We start from the raw sequence: 20,566 nt of genomic DNA, 5'->3' as shown, positions 1-20,566 counted from the left end.
CGGCCCTGGCGGGCCTCACCGGCTTCGCGCCGCTGCGGTGCGAGGGGCTCGTCGAGAAGGGGCGGACCGCTCAGGCGAAGGCGAGTTCCGCGCGGCGGACCGCGGGGGCCGAGGTGCCGACTGCCGCGCCCGCCATGCTCACCGCCGCCCCCGCCAGGAACACCGGGGTCACGCCCCAGAGATCGGCGGCGAAGCCGAAGACGGGATAGGCCAGCGGGGCCAGGCCGACCGCCGTGAAGGCCATCACGGAGCTGACCCGCCCCAGGTACGAGGGGTCCGTGGCCGTCTGGATGAGGGCGATGGCCAGGCCTCCGCAGATTCCGCAGACCAGCCCCGTCAGCACGGCGAGCCCCACCGCCACCGGCAGGCTCGGCGCCAGCACCAGGCCGCCGATGCCCGCGGAGCCGATGATGAGGGTGAGGTTCTGGACCGCCCCGGCCCGCGGAAACCTCGGGATCAGGGTCAGCACCAGCGCGCTCGACGCCGCGCCCAGGCCCATCCCACCGATGATCCAGCCGACCCCGCCCGGCCCCCAGCCGCGCTCCTCCGAGACCAGGATCAGCCCCAGCGTCATCGGCGCGGACGTGCCGAGCTGGCTCAGTGCCCCCGACAGGACCAGGGGCCCGATCAGCCCGTGCCGCCGGATGTAGGCGAGCCCGGAGCGGAGCTGCCTCCAGGGGCTCTCCCCCGAGGGGGAGGCCGGGGTCTTCTCCGACGCCGCCGGCAGCGGGGCGATCCGTACCGCCACCAGCAGCACCAGCGACACCCCGAACAGTGCCGAGGCCACCGCGAAGGCCGAAGCCGGCCCGCCCAGCCCCATCGCGAGCCCCGCCACCGGCGGCCCGGCGGTGTGCCCGACGCGTTCCGCGAGGCTGCGCAGCCCCTGGACCCGTACCAGCTGCCCGGGCCCAGCGATCCGCGGCGGCAGCGCGCCGACGGCCGGCATGAACAGCGCGTCCACGATGCCGAAGACCAGCGCGACGAGCACCAGGACCCACAGGCCCGGGGAGCCGAGGGCGAGGACGAGCGCCAGGGCCAGGACGACACCGCACCGCACCGCGTCGGAGGAGATGACCACGAGCCGGGGGCCGAAGCGGTCGGCGACCACCCCGCCGCCCAGCATGAGCAGGGCCCTCGGTATCGCGCCGACCGCCATGACCAGGCCGACCTCGGCCGGGCCGGCCGTCTGGGCGGCCGCCCAGCCGAGGGCGAGGAAGTAGACCCCGTCCCCGACGAGCGATGCCCCGTAGGCGGCCAGCCAGCGCAGGACGTTGCCGTCCCGCCAGACGTTCCCGTTCACAGCGAGCCCCCCACGGGCGAAGCGAACCTCAGCGGACCGGGTGGCCCGCTTCCCTCAGCGCGTCCTTGACCTGGCCGATGCGCAGGTCTCCGAAGTGGAACACCGACGCCGCGAGCACCGCATCGGCGCCCGCCGCGATCGCCGGCGGGAAGTGCGCGAGCTTGCCCGCGCCGCCCGAGGCGATCACCGGGACCGTGACGTGCTTGCGCACGGCCGCGATCATCTCGGTGTCGTAGCCGTCCTTGGTACCGTCCGCGTCCATCGAGTTCAACAGGATTTCCCCGGCGCCCAGCTCGGCCGCCCGGTGCGCCCACTCGACGGCGTCGATGCCGGCGCTCTGCCGGCCGCCGTGGGTGGTGACCTCGAAGGAACCGGAGGCGGTGCGGCGGGCGTCGACCGACAGCACCAGCACCTGCCGGCCGAACCGCTCGGCGATCTCCTGGATGAGCTCGGGCCGGGCGATGGCGGCGGTGTTCACGCCGACCTTGTCGGCGCCGGCCCGCAGGAGCTTGTCGACGTCGTCGGCGGTGCGGACGCCGCCGCCCACGGTCAGCGGGATGAAGACCTGTTCGGCGGTGCGGCGCACCACGTCGTAGGTGGTCTCCCGGTTCCCGGAGGACGCGGTGATGTCGAGGAAGGTCAGCTCGTCGGCGCCTTCGGCGTCGTAGAGCTTGGCCATCTCGACGGGGTCGCCGGCGTCGCGCAGGTTCTGGAAGTTGACGCCCTTGACCACGCGGCCGTTGTCCACGTCCAGGCAGGGGATCACCCGTACGGCGAGGGTCATGCCGAGCCTCCCGCGACGGGGCCGAAGGCCTCGACCTCCACCTCGACGACCATGCTCGGGTCCACGAACCCGTTGACGATGATCAGAGTCGAGGCGGGGCGGATCTTGTCGAAGAGCTCGCTGTGGGCCCGGCCGACCTCGTCCACGTCGCGGGCGTGCGTGAGGTAGAGACGGGTGCGGACCACGTGCTCGGGGCCGAGTCCGGCCTGCTCCAGCGCCTTGAAGGCCACGCTGAAGGCCTTCTTCGTCTGGTCGTACGGGCCGCCCGCGTCGGCCCCGGTGCAGCCGGAGACCAGGACCAGCCCGTTGGGGAGCTGGACGGCGCGGGAGTAGCCGAGCACGTCCTCGTAGGCTCCGCCCGAAGAGATGCGCCGGACGTCGGAACTGTTCGCGGAACTGTTCGCGGAACCGTTGTCGGAACTCATGCGGAGACCACCTTCAGGGCTTCTTCGAGCGTGAACGCCTTGGCGTACAGGGCCTTGCCTACGATGGCGCCCTCGACGCCGGCCCCGACGAGCCCGGCCAGTGCGCGCAGGTCGTCGAGGGAGGAGATGCCGCCGGAGGCGACGACGGGCCGGTCGGTGGCGGCGCAGACGTTCTTCAGCAGCTCCAGGTTGGGGCCGGTGAGGGTGCCGTCCTTGCCGATGTCGGTGACGACGTACCGGGCGCAGCCCTCGGAGTCCAGGCGCGCGAGGGTCTCGTAGAGGTCCCCGCCCTCGCTGGTCCAGCCGCGGCCCTTGAGGGTGGTGCCGCGTACGTCGAGGCCGACGGCGATCTTGTCGCCGTGCTCGGCGATGGCCTTGGCGGCCCACTCGGGGGTCTCCAGGGCGGCGGTGCCGAGGTTGACGCGGGTGCAGCCGGTGGCGAGGGCCGCGGCGAGCGTGGCGTCGTCGCGGATGCCGCCCGACAGCTCGACCTTGATGTCCATGGCCCCGGTGATCTCGGCGACGAGCGCGCGGTTGTCACCGGTGCCGAAGGCGGCGTCGAGGTCGACCAGGTGGAGCCACTCGGCGCCGGAGGCCTGCCAGGCGAGGGCGGCCTGGAGCGGGGAGCCGTAGGAGGTCTCGCTGCCGGAGACGCCGTGCACGAGGCGGACGGCCTGGCCGTCGCGGACGTCGACGGCGGGGAGCAGTTCGAGCTTCTTCGACGTCGTCATCACAGGGTCTCGATCCAGTTGGTGAGGAGCTGGGCGCCGGCGTCCCCGGACTTCTCGGGGTGGAACTGGGTGGCCCACAGGGCCCCGTTCTCCACCGCCGCGACGAACCGCTCGCCGTGCGTGGCCCAGGTGACCTTGGGGGCCTTGATCAGCGGGTTGGTGACTTCCAGCGACCAGTCGTGGGCCGCGTAGGAGTGCACGAAGTAGAAGCGGGCGTCCTCGTCCAGGCCGGCGAAGGCCTGGCTGTCGGACGGCGCGTCCACGGTGTTCCAGCCCATGTGGGGGACGATCGGGGCCTGGAGCGGGCCGACCGTGCCGGGCCACTCGTCCAGTCCCTCGGTCTCCACGCCGTGCTCGATGCCGCGCTCGAAGAGGATCTGCATGCCGACGCAGATCCCCATGACCGGGCGGCCGCCGGAGAGCCGGCGGCCGATGATCCAGTCGCCGCGCGCGTCCTTGAGCCCCTGCATGCAGGCGGAGAAGGCGCCGACACCGGGGACGAGGAGTCCGTCGGCGTCCATGGCCTTGTCGTAGTCGCGGGTGATCTCCACGTCCGCGCCGGCGCGCGCGAGGGCGCGCTCGGCGGAGCGGACGTTGCCGAAGCCGTAGTCGAAGACGACGACCTTCTTGGTGGGGGTCAAAGCGCTCACTCCCAAATTCCCTGGATCCGCAGCACTCCGGCGATGAGGCACATCACGGAGCCAAGGGCGAGCAGGACGACGACGGACGTGGAGATCTTCTGCTTCTTGAAGGAATAGGCGCCACCGGCCAGGAACAGGCCGAGGAAGATCAGGATGGAGTTGAGCCCGTTCACGCTAGAGGGCGCCCTTCGTGGAGGGCAGGATCCCGGCGGCGCGCGGGTCGAACTCGGCGGCGTAGCGCAGGGCCCGGGCCAGCGCCTTGAACTGGCACTCCACGATGTGGTGGGCGTTGCGGCCGTACGGCACGTGGATGTGCAGGGCGATCTGGGCCTGCGCGACGAAGGACTCGAAGATGTGCCGGGTCATCGTCGTGTCGTACGAGCCGATCATCGGCGCCATGTTCTCGGGCTCGGTGTGCACGAGGTACGGGCGGCCCGACAGGTCGACGGTCACCTGGGCGAGGGACTCGTCGAGCGGCACGGTGCAGTTGCCGAAGCGGTAGATGCCGACCTTGTCGCCGAGGGCCTGCTTGAAGGCGGCGCCGAGCGCGAGCGCGCTGTCCTCGATGGTGTGGTGGCTGTCGATGTGCAGGTCGCCCTCGGTCTTGACCGTGAGGTCGAAGAGGCCGTGGCGGCCGAGCTGGTCGAGCATGTGGTCGTAGAAGCCCACGCCCGTCGAGACGTCGACCTTGCCGGTGCCGTCGAGGTTTATCTCGACGACGACCGAGGTCTCCTTCGTGGTCCGTTCGACCCGTCCGATGCGGCTCATGCGTGCTGCTCCTTCTTCAGTGCGCGAACCGCTTCCAGGAACGCGTCGTTCTCGGCCGGGGTGCCCGCGGTGACCCGCAGCCATCCCGGTACGCCGTTGTCCCGGACCAGGACGCCCTGGTCGAGGATCTTGCGCCAGGCGGTGTGGGAGTTCCCGAACCGGCCGAACTGTACGAAGTTCGAGTCGGAGTCGGTGACCTCGAAGCCGATCCCCCGCAGCTCGGTGACCAGGCGGTCGCGCTCGGCCTTGAGCTGCTCGACGTAGCCGAGCAGGGTGTCGGTGAATTCCAGGGCGGCCAGCGCGGTCGCCTGGGTGACGGCCGACAGGTGGTACGGCAGGCGTACGAGCTGTACGGCGTCGACCACGGCCGGGTGCGCGGCCAGGTAGCCCAGGCGCAGGCCCGCGGCGCCGAAGGCCTTGGACATGGTCCGGGAGACCACCATGTTCGGGCGGCCCTCGATCAGCGGCAGCAGCGAGTCCCGGTGGCTGAACTCCACGTAGGCCTCGTCCACGATGACCAGGCTGGGCCCGGCCGCCTGCGCGGCCTCGTAGAGGGCCAGGACCGTCTCCGCCCCGACCGCGGTGCCCGTGGGGTTGTTGGGCGAGGTGATGAAGACGACGTTGGGTCGGTGCGCGGCGATCGCCTGCTCGGCGGCCTCCACGTCGATGGTGAAGTCCTCGTTGCGGGGACCCGAGATCCACTCCGTGCCGGTGCCGCGCGCGATCAGCGCGTGCATCGAGTACGAGGGCTCGAAGCCAATCGCGGTGCGGCCGGGCCCGCCGAAGGTCTGCAGCAGCTGCTGGAGGACCTCGTTGGACCCGTTGGCGGCCCATACGTTCTCCCGCGCGACCGGGTGCTTGCCGGTGCGGGTGAGGTAGGCGGCCAGCTCGTTGCGCAGCTCGACGGCGTCCCGGTCGGGGTACCGGTTGAGGGTGCGGGCAGCCTCGGCGACCCGCTCGGCGATGCGCGCGACGAGTTCCTCGGGCAGCCCGTACGGGTTCTCGTTGGTGTTGAGCTGGACGGGCACGTCCAGCTGCGGGGCGCCGTACGGGGTCTTGCCGCGGAGCTCGTCCCGGATGGGGAGGTCGTCGATGCCGATGACGACCGCGGTGTCCGGGGCGCCGGTGCTGTCGGTGGGGCCGGTCATGCCTGCGGAACCTTCCACCCGAAACGTGCCTTGAGAGCCGCGCCGTGCGCGGGCAGGTCCTCGGCCTCGGCCAGGGTCACCACGTGGTGGGTGACCTCGGCGAGGGCGTCGCGCGTGTAGTCGACGATGTGGATGCCGCGCAGGAAGGACTGCACGGACAGGCCCGAGGAGTGGCAGGCGCAGCCGCCGGTGGGCAGCACGTGGTTGGAGCCGGCGCAGTAGTCGCCCAGGGAGACCGGGGACCACGGCCCGACGAAGATCGCGCCGGCGTTGCGCACGCGGGCGGCCCAGGCGGCCGCGTCGGCGGTCTGGATCTCCAGGTGCTCGGCACCGTACGCGTCGACGACCTTGAGGCCGTCCTCCAGGCTGTCGACCAGCACGATCGCGGACTGGCGGCCGGCCAGGGCGGGCTTGATCCGGTCCTCGACGTGCTTGGTGGCCGCGACCTGCGGCTCCAGCTCCTTCTCGACGGCGGCCGCGAGCTCCGCGGAGTCCGTGACGAGGACGGCGGCGGCCAGCGGGTCGTGCTCGGCCTGGCTGATCAGGTCGGCGGCGACGTGCACCGGGTCGGCCGTGGAGTCCGCGAGGACCGCGATCTCGGTCGGGCCGGCCTCGGTGTCGATGCCGATCTTTCCGGTGAAGTAGCGCTTGGCGGCGGCGACCCAGATGTTGCCGGGGCCGGTCACCATGTTCGCCGGGGCGCACTCCTCGGTCCCGTACGCGAACATCGCGACGGCCTGGGCCCCTCCGACCGCGTACACCTCGTCGACGCCGAGCAGCGCGCACGCGGCGAGGATCGTCGGGTGCGGCAGTCCGCCGAACTCCTTCTGCGGCGGGGACGCGAGCGCGATGGACTCGACGCCCGCCTCCTGGGCCGGGACGACGTTCATGACGACGGAGGACGGGTACACCGAGCGGCCGCCCGGGGCGTACAGCCCCACGCGCTCCACCGGAACCCACTTCTCGGTCACGGTGCCGCCGGGGACCACCTGGGTGACGTGCTCGGACCGGCGCTGGCTGCGGTGGACGATCCGGGCGCGCCGGATCGACTCCTCCAGGGCGGCGCGGACGGCCGGGTCGAGCTGGTCGAGAGCGGTCTTGAGCGCCTCGACGGGCACCCTGACCTGCTCGAGCTCGACCCCGTCGAACTTCCGCGCGTACTCGATCAGCGCCGCCGATCCACGATGGTGGACGTCCTCGCAGATGGGCCGCACCTTCTCCAGGGCGGCTTCTACGTCGAACTCGGCACGGGGCAGCAGATCGCGCAGGGCGCCACCCTCGGGGAGGGTGTCGCCGCGCAGGTCGATACGAGAGATCACCTGGCAATTCTCTCAGACCGCCTCGCGGCACTGTTCGTCCGTATCACTGGCTGATACAGGCCACGGACGTTTCCCGATGTCACAGCGGCCCTCTAGCGTGCAGGGACGCGCGGCTCGTCCGCGCGCACAAGCGGGAGGGGCCGCGCGGCGCTCGTCCGCGCGGACGAGCGGAGGGGGGCCGCCATGGCCGAAGCACGCCCGGACGGGGAACCGTCCGATCTCACCGGCCCCGAACGGCTCATGTGGGCCGCGTACCGGACCGGCAGCGTCTGCGATCTCAGCACCCGCACCGCCGAACGGGACGATCCGCACGCCGACCGGGTCTGGGGCCCCGAGCGCAGCGTCCGCGCGGCGGTGGTGGCGCTGCTGCTGCTCCACGGGCCGGGCCCGGTGCCGGGCCGGGTGGCCTCGCTGAAGCTGCGGGGCGTGCGGATCACCGGCCGCCTCGACCTCTCCGGGGGCACGGTCGCCCCGTACGTCGAGCTGCAGTCCTGCCGCTTCGACGGGGAGGTCCAGCTCTCGGAGACCCGTTTCGGCACGCTGCGCCTGGTCAACTGCGCGATACCCCGGCTGGAGGCGGCCCGTCTGCAGACGGAGGGCGACCTGCACCTGCCGCGCTGCCGGGTGGCGCGCGGGATCCGGCTGACCGACGCGCAGATCGGCACCGATCTGCTGATCAGCGAGGCGGTGGTGCAGCGCGACGTCAAGGGCCGGGCCCTGGCCGCCGACGGGATGTCGGTGGCGCAGGACTTCCAGGGCGAGCTGCTCCAGACCTACGGGGAGGTGAGCCTGCGCGGCGCCAAGGTCGGCGTGTCGATGAGCCTGCGCGGGGCCCGCCTGAGCAATCCGGCCGGGAAGCGGGCGCTGAACGCCCCGCAGCTCACCGTCGAGCGCACCCTCTACCTGACCTCCATCGCCCTGGACGACTCCGGCTCCTCCACTCCCGCCTACGGGCAGGGCTACACCCCGCTGCGGGGCGAGCCCGCGCGGCAGTTCGAGTGCCGGGGCGGCCTGCGGCTGGACGACGGCCGCTTCGGGGACGCCGTGGACTTCTACGGGGCCCGGTTCACCCTCACGGAGGACCAGGAGGTCTCGCTGCGCCGCATCCACACCCCGGAGCTGCGGTTCGTCGGCGAGCGGCCGGAGCGGGGGCGGGTGGTGCTGTCGGGCTCGCAGGTGGTCAAGCTCGTGGACACGGCCACGAGCTGGCCGGCCCGCCCGGGCCGGCTGTCCATCGAGGGCTTCGCCTACGAGAACCTCGCGCCCCGGGGCCTCTTCCCGACGGCCCGCCGGCTGGAGTGGGTCGAGGCGGCCACCCCCGAGTACTCCCCGGAACCGTACGAGCGGCTCGCCGCCGTCCTGCGGGCCTCCGGGGAGGATGCGGACGCCCGCGCGGTGCTGCTGGCCAAGCAGCGGCGCCGGCGCACGACGCTGCCGCCGGCGCTGCGCGCGTGGGGGTACCTCCAGGACTGGACGGTGGTCTACGGCTACCGGCCGGGGCGGGCGGCGCTGTGGATGGCCGTGCTGTGGGCGGCCGGGGCCGTGCTCTTCACGGTGCACGGCGAGCCGCCGCCGCTCAAGGCGGAGGAGCACCCGGACTGGAACCCGGTGCTGTTCGCCCTGGACCTGCTGCTCCCGGTGATCGACCTGGGCCAGCAGGACCAGTGGATCCTGCGGGGCGGCTGGCAGTGGGGCAGCGCGGCCCTGGTCATCCTGGGCTGGATCCTGGCCACGACGGTCGCGGCGGGCGCCTCCCGCGTGCTGAGGCGGGGGTGACGGCCCCGGGGCCGCGGCCACTACCCTGTGCCTCGTGACCACCGTTCGCCTGCCCCTCTTCCCGCTGAACTCGGTGCTGTTCCCGGGACTCGTCCTCCCGCTGAACATCTTCGAGGAGCGTTATCGCGCCATGATGCGCGAGCTGCTGAAGGCGGGAGAGGACGAACCCCGCCGTTTCGCGGTCGTCGCGATCCGCGACGGCCGGGAAGTCGCCCCGACCGCGCCCGGCCTGCCGGACCAGACGGCCGTGCCCGAGCGCGGGCCGGCCGCCGGTTTCGGCGCGGACCCGGTCCAGGCCTTCCACCGGGTGGGCTGCATCGCGGACGCGGCCTCCATCCGGGAGCGGGAGGACGGCAGCTTCGAGGTCATGGCCACCGGCACGGTCCGGGTCCGGCTGCTGTCGGTCGACGCCTCCGGCCCCTTCCTCGTGGCGGAGCTCGAGGAGCTCCCGGAGGACGCGGGCGAGGGCGCGGGCGCGCTGGCGGAAGGCGTGCTGCGGGCGTTCCGCGCGTACCAGAAGCGGCTGGCGGGGGCCCGCGAACGGTCCCTGACCGGCATGGACCTCCCCGACGAGCCCTCGGTGGTCTCGTACCTGGTGGCAGCGGCCGCGGTGCTGGACATCCCGGCGAAGCAGCGCCTGCTCCAGGCCCCGGACACGGCGACCCGCCTCGCGGAGGAGCTGAAGCTGCTGCGCACCGAGACGGCCGTCATCCGCCACCTGCCCTCGCTCCCGGCCGTGGACCTCACCCGCGCCCCGACGAGCCCCAACTGACGGACGGCGCATCCATGGCGAAGAAGAAGCCCGCGGGCACCCCGGCGATCGTGGCGCTGACGGCGGCCGGCGCCGATTTCACCGTGCACGCCTACGAGCACGACCCGGCCCACCCGTCCTACGGCGAGGAGGCCGCCCAGGCCCTCGGGGTCTCCCCCGCGCAGGTCTTCAAGACGCTGCTGGCGGACGTGGACGGCTCGCTGGTGGTCGCGGTGGTCCCGGTCTCGGGCAGCCTCGATCTGAAGGCCCTGGCCTCCGCGGTGGGCGGCAAGCGCGCATCGATGGCCGACCCGGCGCTGGCGGAGCGCACCACGGGGTACGTACTGGGCGGCATCTCCCCCCTGGGCCAGCGCAAGCGCCTCCGCACGGTCCTGGACGCCTCGGCCTCGGGGTTCCCCACGATCTGCGTCTCGGCGGGCCGCCGCGGACTGGAGGTCGAGCTCGCCCCGGCCACCCTGGCGGACCTGACCTCGGCCACCCTGTCCCCGGTCGCCCGCGGGTGACGTCAAACGCCGGCGGGGCTGGACATATCCGGCCCCGCCGGCGTTTGAGGCGATCTTTTCAGCCCGTCCGGCGTTTGAGGACCGGGTCAGGGCAGAGCCCTGGGAACGGCGGAAGGGCGGGTGGGGGACAGCCCCGCAGGGCGCCCTCCCGGTTCGGGAGCTACGGCCGCGGAGGTTCCGTACCGGTCGGGTCCGGTGAGGACGACGCTGCCGGGGGGACGGCCGAGTCGACGGGAGCCTGGTAATACGCCGAAGGCCACAGCGCGAGCTCGGGCGCCGGATCCCGCTTCCCCCACAGCGCCGTCAGGGCCAGGTGGACGACGACCGCGGCCATCGGCCAGCCGAGCAGCGCCCCGTGCGCGAGAAGCTCCAGCGGGGCCTCGAAGGGGACTCCCTTGCCCGCCTTCCGCGCCGCCGCCACCAGGTCCGAGGACGGGCCCAGCCACAGGCCCACGCGCCAGCCGACCAGCGCGGCGAAGACCGAACCGACCGCGAGCCCGATCACCTGCGCGGCGCCCCCGCCGCGGCGCCACAGGAAGACGGCCAGCGCGCTCAGAACGCCGAATCCCACCGACAGCAGCAGGAAGGTTCCGTCGGCCCCGATGCGGGCCTCGCTCTCGGTGTCCCGCAGGAAGACCGCCTCACCGTTGGAGACGTACTGCACGCGCGGTGCGAGCCAGACCCACAGCAGCCCGAGGAGCACGCCGGCCACGCCGAGCACGAGGGCGATGGCGGCCCCGTCGCGGACGTCGGACGGGGAGAAGGCGGGCTCGGACGCGGGCGCGGCCGGAGCGAAGGACGGCTCCGACGGCGGCTGGTCGGGCTTGTCATAGGGGGTCACGGCTTCGGTCACCCCCACATCGTGCCAGGAAGTGTTTGATTTAACGATCGGCCCCGGCGGGCGTCAGCGGACCGCTGCCCGCCGATAGGCCCAGGTCGCGACGGCGAGGGACAGGACCCCCACCCCCGCGCACACGCCGAGGTCGAGGAGGACCGCCGCCCAGTCGGGATGCGGCTCGAAGGTCCGGGCGAAGGCCTCCACGCCGTACGTGGACGGCAGCAGGTCCCGTGCCCAGACGATGACGTCCGGCATCCGCTCGGGCGGAAGGACGCCCAGCAGCAGGGCCGCGGACATGCCGAGCTGTCCTGCGAGGGTGGCCAGCTCCTGCCGGGGGGCGAGCAGGCCCAGGGCCGCGCCGAGTCCGGCGAGGGCGGCGCCGGCCAGCGGCACGACCGCGGCCAGGATCCACAGGCCGCCCATCGGCAGCCCGAACAGCACGCTGCCGAAGACGGCCGTCACGAGGGTGCCGGGCAGCGTGAAGGAGGCGTAGGCGCCGGCCGCGCCCAGCACCACGGAGGCGGGCGGCACCGGCAGGGTGGCGTAGTGGTCGAGCCCGCCGCCGGCCCGGAGCTGCCCGAAGTACTGCGCGAGCAGGTTCAGCGCGACGAAGGCGACGACCAGGACGGAGGAGCCTGCGACGACGGCCCGTGCCTCGGAGCCACCGTCGACCACTCCCCGCATCAGGATCATGATCCCGACGGACTGGAAGGTGGCCACGAACAGCAGGGGGATCCGCGAGACCCGCGCGCGGGACAGCTGGGCCCGGTAGACGGCGGCCAGCGCCGGGAAGAACCGGGCGCGCGGGGCCAGTACGCCCACGGCGGTGGCGGGTGCGGCCGGGTCGGCGGGTCCGGTGGTGGTGGTGGCCGTGGTGGCGGTGGCGCTCACGCCTTCACCAGTCCCTTCGAGGTGCGGCCGCCCAGGGCGAGGTACACGTCCTCCAGGCTCGGGGTGGCCAGCGTGAAGTCGTCGAGGGCGGCGAAGGCCGGGCCGCCGGTCACGGCGGCCACCGCCGCCCGCGCCTCGTCGGGTCGCAGGCGCAGCACCCAGCGCCGCCCGGATTGGACGGCCGCGGCGGCGAGCCCGGCGACCTCCGGGAGCTCCAGCGGCGGCGCGGTGCGCCAGACCAGTTCGAGCCGGACCTCGCCGGACACCTGGGCCTTGAGCCCGGCCGGGGTGTCGCAGGCGATGACCCGGCCCTGGTCGATGACGGCGACCCGGTCGAGGACGGTCTCGGCCTCGATGACGTTGTGGGTGACCAGCAGCACGGTGGCCCCGGCCTCGGCGCGGCGCCGGTCGACGGCGGCCCAGACGGCCCGCCGGGCCACCGGGTCCATGCCGGTCGTGGGCTCGTCGAGCACCAGGACGGGCCGCTCCCCCACCAGGGCGGCGGCGAAGCACGCGAGGCGCCGCTGTCCGCCGGACAGCTTCTTCAGGGGGCGTCCGGCGATCCCGGTCAGCCCGAGCTCTTCCAGTACGGAGTCCCGCGCGGCCCGCGCCTCGCGCAGGCCCAGCCCGCGCAGCCGGCCGGTCGTCTCGGCGGCCAGCGAGACCGTGAGCTCGTCGAGGGCGGTGGATTCCTGGCCGAGGTAGGAGAGCAGCCGGGCCGACCGGTCGGGGTGGCGTACGAGGTCGTGGCCGAGCAGGGTCACGGAGCCGGAGTCGGGCCGCAGCAGGCCGGTGAGCTGGCGGACCAGGGTCGATTTGCCGGCGCCGTTGGGGCCGAGCAGCCCGAAGATCTCGCCGCGCCGCACGTCCAGGGAGATCCCGTCGGTGGCACGGGTCTCGGGCAGGGCCGGGGCCCCGCGCCGTCCTCGTACCGCGGGATACGTCTTGACCAGGTCACGTACCACGCAGATCACGTCGGGGGCCGGTCCAGCGGCTCCTGCCGTGTCCGTATCCGCCTGTGCTGTCCCCGTACTCACGAGGGAGCAGCCTACGGGGTTGCGGCCCCTACTCGGCTGCCGGGGCCGCCGGGGCGACCGCGACGGGGGCGCCGGCGGGGGCCACGGGGGCACCGGGGGCGGCGGCCGGGCCGGCGGCCGATCCGGCGCCGGCCACGTGTTCCGCGGCCGCCCGTACGTCGATCTCGCGCCAGAACCCGGCCCGGATGGCGTAGCGGTCGTGCTCGTCGATCTGGTCGTCCTTGTGCGCGAGGAGTCCGAACCGGGCGGCGTAGCGCAACAGCTCGCCGTCGATGCGGTGCGGGATCCGCGGGTACATGGTGGCGAGCTTCTGCAGGTGCACGGTCTCGGGGAGGCGCTCCATCCAGCGGCGGGCGAACACCTGGCCGACCTCGAAGGGGTCGCCGCCGACGGTGGTGATGTCCTCCTCGCGGTCCGCCCAGCGCTGCTCGGCGGAGGTGAGCTGGGCGAGGGTGGGCAGCGAGGCGGTCTCGGCGGGCTCGCCGAGCGGCCCGGCGCGGTCGATCCACCCCTTGTCGGAGGACCACCGCAGGGCGCTGCCGGCCGGGGCCGCGCCGAGGGCCTGGCCGGGCCCGGGAGCGGGTGCGGCGGCGCCGGGTGCGCGCAGGGCTCCCGCGAGGTCCTTCGGGGTGGGGACGGTCTTGCCGTTGGCGGTGGTGGCGGAGGCGGTGGCCGCCGCGCCGCCCTCCTCGGGCTCCACGGGGGCCGCGGGCCGGGTTCCGCTGCCGTTGCCTCGGGCGGCCTCGGCGAGGGCGGCCTCGGGCAGCGGTGCGGAGAGGATGGCGGCGATCTCGGGGCGCGGGGCCGGCGCCGGGGCGCAGAGTCCGGTGAGGTCGCGCGCGCGGACGGCGCGGGTGATCCAGGTGCGGTCCAGGACGCGGCGTTCGTCGGCTTCGGCGACGAGGTCCTCGGACTGGTTGTAGTCGCCGTCGGCGGCCTGGACGGCCCACAGGTGGACGGCGACCCCGTGTTCCTTGGCCGACATGAGGCCGGGCAGCAGGTCCCCGTCGCCGGTGACGAGCACGACGTCCGAGCAGGCCCGGTTGCGGGCGAGTTCGGTGAGCTCGGCGTGCATGGCCGCGTCGACGCCCTTCTGGGCCCAGCGGCCGTCGCTGCGGGTCAGGGCGCCGAGGCGGACGGTGACGCGGGGCATGACGCGCAGTCGCCGGTGCTCGGGCTGGGGGACCCGGTCGGGTGCGCCGTCGAACCAGTAGATCCGCAGGAGCGGCTGCTCGGTGTCGGCTTCGGCGCGCTCGCGCAGGCCCTGGATGAGCGCCGCATGGTCGACGGTGATCCGGGAGCGGGACGGCTCTCCTGCGAGGAGGCTCGCGGCGGCGCCCAGCAGATAGCCGGCGTCCACCAGGACGACGCAGCGGTCCACGCGTACCACCCTCTTCTTCCCTGGGGGTCCTCTGTGTCTTTCGCGGTTTCCCCGAGTCTGCCCGACGGCAACGGCCTTGACGGCCGGAACTCGATCATCGGCGTGGCGTATCTCTCGGAGTCCCCCGGCAGGAGCCCCGACTACGCGCGGTAATGATCCAAAATGCGCCGTTTACGGCGCTGTGTGAGTGTGAAGGCGGCCCTGGCCCCTAAACCCCCACGGAGGCATCCCATGGCCAAGAACAAGAACCGCCAGCAGCCTGCCAAGTCACAGGACCGCTCGGCTGCACAGGATCCGGCGAAGACCTCGATGGAATCCTCGCCCGCGGCCTCCGCCCCGGCGGCCCCGAGTCCGCTGCAGATGGCCGGCAAGAAGAGGGAAAAGAAGTTCGGCCACAACTGACGACTCCCCACGTACGCGGAAAGGCCCGCCCCCGTCGACAGGGGCGGGCCTTCCCGCGCGCGGCGCTGCCGGTGACTAGCCGGCCAGGCAGGACGGGCCGAGCAGCACCTTGAGGTCGCCGAAGAGCGCCGGGTCGGGCTTGACCCGGTGCTTGTCGAGCCGGAGCACGGTGGTGGTGCGCGGCCCCTGGAGCTTGATGCGCACCTCGCTGTTGCCCTGGTGGTGGCGCAGGATCTCGCCGAGCCGGGTCACCATCGGCGGGGTGACCTTGACGGTCGGGATGGTGAGGACGACGGGGGCGTTCGTGCCGGCGCTGGAGAGGTCGGGGACCATCATCTCCATGGCGACCAGCCGGGGGACGTCCTCGCGCTTGTCCAGGCGGCCCTTGACGAAGACGACGGTGTCCTCGACCAGCTGGGTGGAGACGAGCTGGTAGGTCGCCGGGAAGAACATGCATTCGATGGAGCCGGCCAGGTCCTCGACGGTGGCGATGGCCCAGGCGTTGCCCTGCTTGGTCATCTTGCGCTGGAGGCCCGAGATGATGCCGCCGATGGTGACGACCGCGCCGTCGCCGTGCTCTCCGCCGGTGAGCTGGGAGATGCCGGCGTCGGTCTTGTCGGAGAGCACGTGCTCCAGGCCGAAGAGCGGGTGGTCGGAGACGTAGAGGCCGAGCATCTCGCGCTCCTGGGCGAGCAGGTAGGCCTTCTCCCACTCGACGTCGGAGAACTCCACGTCGAGGCCGAAGCCGGGCTCGTCGCCCGCGCTCTCGTCGCCCATTCCGCCGAAGAGGTCGAACTGTCCCTCGGCCTCCTTGCGCTTGACGGCGACCACGTTGTCGATCATCGGTTCGTGGTGGGCGACCAGGCCCTTGCGGGTGTGGCCCATCTCGTCGAAGGCGCCGGCCTTGATCAGGGACTCGACGGTGCGCTTGTTGCAGACGACGGCTTCGACCTTGTCGAGGAAGTCGGGGAAGGTGGAGTACTTCCCCTTGGCCTTCCTGCTCTTGATGATCGACTCGACGACGTTGGTGCCGACGTTGCGCACGGCGGTGAGGCCGAAGAGGATCACGTCGTCGCCCTGGGCGGCGAAGTTCGCCTCGGACTCGTTCACGTTCGGCGGGAGCACCTTGATGCCCATCCGGCGGCACTCGTTCAGGTAGATCGCGGACTTGTCCTTGTCGTCCTTGACCGAGGTGAGCAGGCCCGCCATGTACTCGGCCGGGAAATTGGCCTTGAGGTAGGCGGTCCAGTAGGAGACCAGGCCGTACGCGGCCGAGTGGGCCTTGTTGAAGGCGTAGCCGGCGAAGGGGACCAGGACGTCCCACAGCGCCTTGATCGCCTGGTCGCTGAAGCCCTTCTCCTTGGCGCCGGCCTCGAAGATGACGAAGTTCTTCGCCAGTTCGTCGGGCTTCTTCTTGCCCATCACGCGGCGCAGGATGTCGGCCTCGCCGAGCGAGTAGCCGGCGATGATCTGGGCGGCCTTCTGGACCTGCTCCTGGTACACGATGAGGCCGTAGGTGACGCCGAGGATCTCCCTGAGCGGCTCCTCCAGCTCCGGGTGGATCGGGGTGATCTCCTGCTGCTTGTTCTTGCGCAGGGCGTAGTTCGTGTGCGAGTTCATGCCCATCGGGCCCGGCCGGTACAGGGCCGAGACGGCGGAGATGTCCTCGAAGTTGTCGGGCTTCATCAGGCGCAGCAGGGAGCGCATGGGCCCGCCGTCGAACTGGAAGACTCCGAGGGTGTCGCCGCGGCCGAGCAGTTCGAAGGTCTTGGGGTCGTCGAGCGGCAGGCCGAGGAGATCGAGGTCGATCCCCTTGTTGGCCTTCACCATCTTGACGGCGTCGTCCATGATCGTGAGGTTGCGCAGGCCCAGGAAGTCCATCTTGATCAGGCCGAGCGACTCGCACTGGGGGTAGTCCCACTGCGTGATGGTCACGCCGTCCGTGTGCCGGACCCAGACCGGCGCGTGGTCGACGATCGGCTCGCTGGACATGATCACGCCGGCGGCGTGCACGCCCATCTGGCGGACCAGGCCCTCCACACCGCGGGCGGTGTCGATGACCTTCTTCACGTCCGGCTCGTTCTCGTACATCGCCCGGATCTCGCCGGCCTCGCCGTAGCGCGGGTGCGAGGGGTCGGTGATGCCGTTGAGGTCGATGCCCTTGCCGAGGACGTCGGCGGGCATGGCCTTGGTGAGGCGGTCGCCCATGGCGTACGGGTAGCCGAGGACCCGGGCGGAGTCCTTGATGGCGTTCTTCGCCTTGATCTTTCCGTACGTGCCGATCATGGCGACCTTGTCGTCGCCGTACTTGTCGGTCACGTACCGGATCACTTCGACGCGCCTGCGCTCGTCGAAGTCGATGTCGACATCGGGCATGGAGACGCGCTCGGGGTTGAGGAAGCGCTCGAAGATCAGGCCGTGGGTGATCGGGTCGAGGTCGGTGATGCCCATGGCGTACGCGACGATCGAGCCGGCGGCGGAGCCACGGCCGGGGCCCACCGCGATGCCCTGGTTCTTGGCCCACATGATGAAGTCGGCGACGACGAGGAAGTAGCCGGGGAACCCCATCTGGATGATGACGTCCAGCTCGTACTCGGCCTGCTTCTGCCGGTCCTCGGGGACCCCTCCGGGGTAACGGCGGGCCATGCCGCGCCGCACTTCCTCCTTGAACCAGGTGATCTCGGTGTAGCCCTCTTCGGGGATCTCGAACTTCGGCATGAGGTTCTTGGCCTCGAACATGCCGGTGGTGTCGATCTGCTCCGCGACCAGGAGGGTGTTGCGGCACCCCTCCTGCCAGGCGTCCGAGGAGTCGACGGCGTACATCTCATCCGTGGACTTCAGGTAGTAGCCGGTGCCGTCGAAGCGGAAGCGGTCCGGGTCGGAGAGGTTCTTGCCGGTCTGGATGCACAGCAGGGCGTCGTGCGCGGCCGACTCGTGCGCGTACGTGTAGTGCGAGTCGTTGGTGACCAGCGGCGGGATGCCGAGCTTCTTGCCGACCTCCAGCAGCCCGTCGCGGACCCGGCGCTCGATCTCGATGCCGTGGTCCATCAGCTCCAGGAAGTAGCGGTCCTTGCCGAAGATGTCCTGGTATTCGGAGGCGGCCTTCAGGGCCTCGTCGAACTGGCCGAGGCGCAGCCTGGTCTGCAGCTCGCCGGAGGGGCAGCCGGTGGAGGCGATCAGGCCTTCGGACCACTGGGAGATGGTCTCCTTGTCCATGCGCGGCCACTTCGTGAGCCAGCCCTCGGCGTACGCGTCGGAGGACAGCCGGAAGAGGTTGTGCAGCCCGGTGGAGTTCGCCGCCCAGATCGTCTTGTGGGTGTAACCGCCGGAACCGGAGACGTCGTCGCGCTTCTGGTGCGGCTGGCCCCACTGGATGCGCCGCTTGTTGCGCCGGGACTCCGGGGCGACGTACGCCTCGATGCCGATGATCGGCGTGACCCCGGCCTTCTTCGCCGTGTGGAAGAAGTCATAGGCGCCGTGCAGGTTGCCGTGGTCGGACATGGCGATGTGCGTCATGCCCATCTCGTTGCACGCGTTGAACATGTCCTTCAGCCGCGCGGCACCGTCCAGCAGGGAGTACTGGGTGTGGACGTGCAGGTGCGTGAACGGCGTCTTGGTCACGGTGGGGGCCTCCGGGCGGGGAGAGAGGGGGCGGCAGCTATGAATCCTACGTGGCCCGAGTGACAGTTCCCGGGCACGGCGGGGTAGCTTCATCCGTTGCAGACCCAAGGACCCGTGTCCGATATGCGTTCCACCCCGCGCCACCTGGAGGCACCCGCCATGGCGGTTCCCGAGACGACCGACGAGCAGCGCGCCGAGCAGATACTCGACGTGTTCGACATCGCCTTCGGCGAGCTGATCGCAGCCGACCCCGCGGCGTTCCGGGTCAAGTTCCGCAAGATGGCGGCCTCGGCCTTCGCCTTCTACCGGGGCACGGCCTGCCTCTTCTACGCCGACCTGGAGCGCGAGCGGCACGGCGGCCCGTACCTGGACGAGCGCACCGGCCGGGTGTGGATCCACGGCGATCTGCACGCCGAGAACTTCGGCACCTACATGAACGCCCAGGGCCGGCTCGTCTTCAACGTCAACGACTTCGACGAGGCCTACGTCGGCCCCTTCACCTGGGACCTGAAGCGGTTCTGCGCCTCCGTGGCGCTGCTCGGCTACACCAAGGCGCTCAGCGACGAACAGATCAGCGAACTGGTACGGATCTACGCGGCCGCCTACCGGGAGCGCATCCACGCGCTGGCCACCGGGGCGAAGAACGACGAGGTGCCCGCCTTCACCCTGGACACCGCCGACGGCCCGCTGCTGGACGCCCTGCGCCACGCCCGCCGCCGCACCCGCTTCTCGCTCCTCGACTCGATGACCGAGATCCGCGAGTTCGAGCGCCGCTTCTCCCCCGGCCCGGGCACCATCGAGCTGGACGCGGCCACCCGGTACAAGGTGCTCGCCGCCTTCGACGGGTACCTGGAGACCCTGCCCGAGGAGTCCCTGATCCGCCCGGACTCCTACCGGGTCAAGGACGTGGTGGGCCGCCGGGGCGTCGGGATCGGCTCGGCGGGCCTGCCCTCGTACAACATCCTCCTGGAGGGTCACAGCGACGCCCTGGAGAACGACGTCGTGATCTATCTCAAGCAGGCGCAGACCCCGGCCGTGTCCCGGCACGTGACCGACCGGGCCGTGCGCGACTACTTCCGGCACGAGGGGCACCGCACGGTGATCTCCCAGCGGGCCCTGCAGGCGCACGCCGACCCGTGGCTCGGCTGGACGGAGCTGGACGGTGCCGGGCAGCTGGTCGCGGAGGTCTCCCCGTACGCGGTGGACCTGGACTGGTCGGACCTGGACGACCCGGAGGAGATCGCGGCGGTGGTCGCGGACCTCGGCCGGGCCACGGCGACCATGCACGGCGCGGCCGACGAGCAGGAGAGCGGTCAGACGCTGGTCCCGTTCTCCACCGAGCGGGCCATCGACGCGGCCATCGCCGCCGACGAGGAGGGTTTCGCGGACCTGCTGGTGGACTTCGCGCACGCCTACGGAGCCCGGGCCCGCGCCGACCACCAGATCTTCGTGGACCTGTTCCGCAACGGCCGGATCCTGGCCTAGACCGGGACCTTCGGCCCGTCCTCACAGGGACGCATGGCAGACTCGCGACGATGGACATATCAGGGGTGGGACTCCGAGGGCTGCGAGCCGCGCTGTTCAGCGCGGTCGTCGTGCTGCTCTCCACGGGCTCGCACGTCCTGCTGTCCCGGGTGCCGCTGCCTCCCGCCCTGGTGGGAGGGGCCTTCGCCGCGGTGTTCGCGATCGCTTTCGCCCTGGCCGGCCGGGAGCGGGGCCTCGGTCACATCGCCGGGCTGCTCGTCCCCCTGGAGCTGGCCGCCGACACCGTCCTGACCTCCGGCCAGCACCTTTGCTACGGCCCCGCGGGCGGCCCCGTCTCGGGTCCGCTGCGTGCGATGGGGCTGGCCGACTTCTGCGGGGGCGGCCCGGTGGGCGGGGCGCTGACCGAGGTGGGCGGGCCCGCAGACCCGGCCGCGCTGCTGGCCGCGCCCGGACCGTGGGCGCCCTGGCTGCTGCTGGGTGCGCACGTTTCGGTCGGACTGCTCGCCTCGCTGTGGCTGCACCGCGGGGAGCGGGCGCTCGGCCGGCTGCTGCGCGCGGCGTCCGCCTGCGCCTTCCGGCCGCTGCGGATGGCCTCGGCCCGCGCGGCGCGGGCCCTGGCTCCGGTACGGCTCTCGCCTCCGGCGGCGCTGCGCAGCGCGGTGGCCCGTACCCGCTTCCCCGTGCATTCCGTGGGACGGCGGGGACCTCCTCGCGCACCCGGCGCGTTCGCTCGCGCCTGAGGTA

Annotated in this window: 20 protein-coding genes; 6 read left to right on the top strand and 14 right to left on the bottom strand. The window is 72.1% G+C overall.

Features of this window, described 5'->3' with window-relative positions; genetic code table 11:
* Positions 1–70: 70 nt before the first annotated feature.
* Genes ACFYM0_RS34255 through hisD form a run of 9 tightly spaced genes read right to left on the bottom strand, consistent with a single transcriptional unit; the run spans position 71 to position 7,116 of the window.
* The gene (locus ACFYM0_RS34255) at positions 71–1,300 is read right to left on the bottom strand and encodes an MFS transporter (protein WP_388508516.1); all 1,230 of its coding nucleotides are present in this window, start codon (positions 1,298–1,300) and stop codon (positions 71–73) included.
* A gap of 28 nt (positions 1,301–1,328) precedes the next feature.
* The gene (gene hisF / locus ACFYM0_RS34250) at positions 1,329–2,084 is read right to left on the bottom strand and encodes an imidazole glycerol phosphate synthase subunit HisF (protein ID WP_266909499.1); all 756 of its coding nucleotides are present in this window, start codon (positions 2,082–2,084) and stop codon (positions 1,329–1,331) included.
* Positions 2,081–2,509: a RidA family protein gene (locus ACFYM0_RS34245; protein WP_388508513.1), complete on the bottom strand. Its 429-nt coding sequence runs from the start codon at positions 2,507–2,509 to the stop codon at positions 2,081–2,083. Before ACFYM0_RS34245 ends, hisF begins: the two co-directional genes overlap by 4 nt.
* Positions 2,506–3,240, bottom strand: a complete 735-nt coding sequence (gene priA / locus ACFYM0_RS34240; protein ID WP_243330271.1) for a bifunctional 1-(5-phosphoribosyl)-5-((5-phosphoribosylamino)methylideneamino)imidazole-4-carboxamide isomerase/phosphoribosylanthranilate isomerase PriA — start codon at positions 3,238–3,240, stop codon at positions 2,506–2,508. Before priA ends, ACFYM0_RS34245 begins: the two co-directional genes overlap by 4 nt.
* Positions 3,240–3,881, bottom strand: a complete 642-nt coding sequence (gene hisH, locus ACFYM0_RS34235; protein ID WP_388508598.1) for an imidazole glycerol phosphate synthase subunit HisH — start codon at positions 3,879–3,881, stop codon at positions 3,240–3,242. Before hisH ends, priA begins: the two co-directional genes overlap by 1 nt.
* Positions 3,882–3,886: 5 nt before the next feature.
* Positions 3,887–4,054 carry a hypothetical protein gene (locus ACFYM0_RS34230; RefSeq protein WP_388508510.1) on the bottom strand — a complete coding sequence of 56 codons (168 nt, stop codon included), beginning with the start codon at positions 4,052–4,054 and terminating at the stop codon, positions 3,887–3,889.
* A 1-nt stretch (position 4,055) separates the two neighbouring features.
* The gene (gene hisB, locus ACFYM0_RS34225) at positions 4,056–4,649 is read right to left on the bottom strand and encodes an imidazoleglycerol-phosphate dehydratase HisB (protein ID WP_267800852.1); all 594 of its coding nucleotides are present in this window, start codon (positions 4,647–4,649) and stop codon (positions 4,056–4,058) included.
* Positions 4,646–5,797 carry a histidinol-phosphate transaminase gene (locus ACFYM0_RS34220; RefSeq protein WP_388508507.1) on the bottom strand — a complete coding sequence of 384 codons (1,152 nt, stop codon included), beginning with the start codon at positions 5,795–5,797 and terminating at the stop codon, positions 4,646–4,648. The genes hisB and ACFYM0_RS34220 overlap by 4 nt, the downstream gene beginning before the upstream one ends.
* Complete coding sequence (gene hisD, locus ACFYM0_RS34215) at positions 5,794–7,116, bottom strand: histidinol dehydrogenase (protein ID WP_388508504.1); 1,323 nt, start codon at positions 7,114–7,116, stop codon at positions 5,794–5,796. The genes ACFYM0_RS34220 and hisD overlap by 4 nt, the downstream gene beginning before the upstream one ends.
* Positions 7,117–7,299: 183 nt before the next feature.
* On the opposite strand from hisD, the gene ACFYM0_RS34210 reads away from it, so the two are divergent.
* From ACFYM0_RS34210 to ybaK, 3 genes are read left to right on the top strand one after another with little or no spacing between them, the layout of a single operon-like run.
* Positions 7,300–8,892 carry an oxidoreductase gene (locus ACFYM0_RS34210; protein WP_388508501.1) on the top strand — a complete coding sequence of 531 codons (1,593 nt, stop codon included), beginning with the start codon at positions 7,300–7,302 and terminating at the stop codon, positions 8,890–8,892.
* Positions 8,893–8,926: 34 nt separating this feature from the next.
* Positions 8,927–9,664, top strand: coding sequence for an LON peptidase substrate-binding domain-containing protein (locus ACFYM0_RS34205; RefSeq protein WP_327252279.1), 738 nt, complete (start codon positions 8,927–8,929; stop codon positions 9,662–9,664).
* Between the two features lie 14 nt (positions 9,665–9,678).
* On the top strand, positions 9,679–10,167 hold the full coding sequence (ybaK, locus tag ACFYM0_RS34200) for a Cys-tRNA(Pro) deacylase (protein WP_388508498.1): 489 nt from the start codon (positions 9,679–9,681) through the stop codon (positions 10,165–10,167).
* 160 nt (positions 10,168–10,327) lie between these two features.
* Here ybaK and ACFYM0_RS34195 read toward each other — a convergent pair whose 3' ends face one another.
* Genes ACFYM0_RS34195 through ACFYM0_RS34180 form a run of 4 tightly spaced genes read right to left on the bottom strand, consistent with a single transcriptional unit; the run spans position 10,328 to position 14,323 of the window.
* Positions 10,328–11,020 carry a hypothetical protein gene (locus ACFYM0_RS34195; protein WP_388508496.1) on the bottom strand — a complete coding sequence of 231 codons (693 nt, stop codon included), beginning with the start codon at positions 11,018–11,020 and terminating at the stop codon, positions 10,328–10,330.
* A 51-nt stretch (positions 11,021–11,071) separates the two neighbouring features.
* Positions 11,072–11,896, bottom strand: a complete 825-nt coding sequence (locus ACFYM0_RS34190) for an ABC transporter permease (RefSeq protein ID WP_388508494.1) — start codon at positions 11,894–11,896, stop codon at positions 11,072–11,074.
* Positions 11,893–12,933, bottom strand: coding sequence for an ABC transporter ATP-binding protein (locus ACFYM0_RS34185; protein ID WP_388508492.1), 1,041 nt, complete (start codon positions 12,931–12,933; stop codon positions 11,893–11,895). Before ACFYM0_RS34185 ends, ACFYM0_RS34190 begins: the two co-directional genes overlap by 4 nt.
* A gap of 28 nt (positions 12,934–12,961) precedes the next feature.
* A complete protein-coding gene (locus tag ACFYM0_RS34180) occupies positions 12,962–14,323 on the bottom strand; it encodes an NYN domain-containing protein (protein ID WP_388508489.1) in 1,362 nt (453 codons plus the stop codon).
* Positions 14,324–14,545: 222 nt separating this feature from the next.
* On the opposite strand from ACFYM0_RS34180, the gene ACFYM0_RS34175 reads away from it, so the two are divergent.
* Complete coding sequence (locus tag ACFYM0_RS34175; RefSeq protein ID WP_327252283.1) at positions 14,546–14,716, top strand: hypothetical protein; 171 nt, start codon at positions 14,546–14,548, stop codon at positions 14,714–14,716.
* A 75-nt stretch (positions 14,717–14,791) separates the two neighbouring features.
* Here ACFYM0_RS34175 and dnaE read toward each other — a convergent pair whose 3' ends face one another.
* Positions 14,792–18,337 (bottom strand): DNA polymerase III subunit alpha, encoded by a 3,546-nt coding sequence (dnaE, locus tag ACFYM0_RS34170; protein ID WP_388508486.1) that lies wholly within the window; start codon positions 18,335–18,337, stop codon positions 14,792–14,794.
* A gap of 159 nt (positions 18,338–18,496) precedes the next feature.
* Here dnaE and ACFYM0_RS34165 point away from each other — a divergent pair, with 159 nt between their 5' ends.
* Both ACFYM0_RS34165 and ACFYM0_RS34160 read left to right on the top strand, forming a co-directional pair.
* The gene (locus tag ACFYM0_RS34165; protein WP_388508595.1) at positions 18,497–19,822 is read left to right on the top strand and encodes a DUF2252 domain-containing protein; all 1,326 of its coding nucleotides are present in this window, start codon (positions 18,497–18,499) and stop codon (positions 19,820–19,822) included.
* 50 nt (positions 19,823–19,872) lie between these two features.
* Positions 19,873–20,562, top strand: a complete 690-nt coding sequence (locus ACFYM0_RS34160; protein WP_388508483.1) for a hypothetical protein — start codon at positions 19,873–19,875, stop codon at positions 20,560–20,562.
* Positions 20,563–20,566 lie beyond the last annotated feature (4 nt).

It is taken from the genome of Streptomyces sp. NPDC006487, assembly GCF_042870555.1.
Taxonomy (GTDB): domain Bacteria; phylum Actinomycetota; class Actinomycetes; order Streptomycetales; family Streptomycetaceae; genus Streptomyces.
This window is presented reverse-complemented; position numbering and strand designations above follow the sequence as displayed.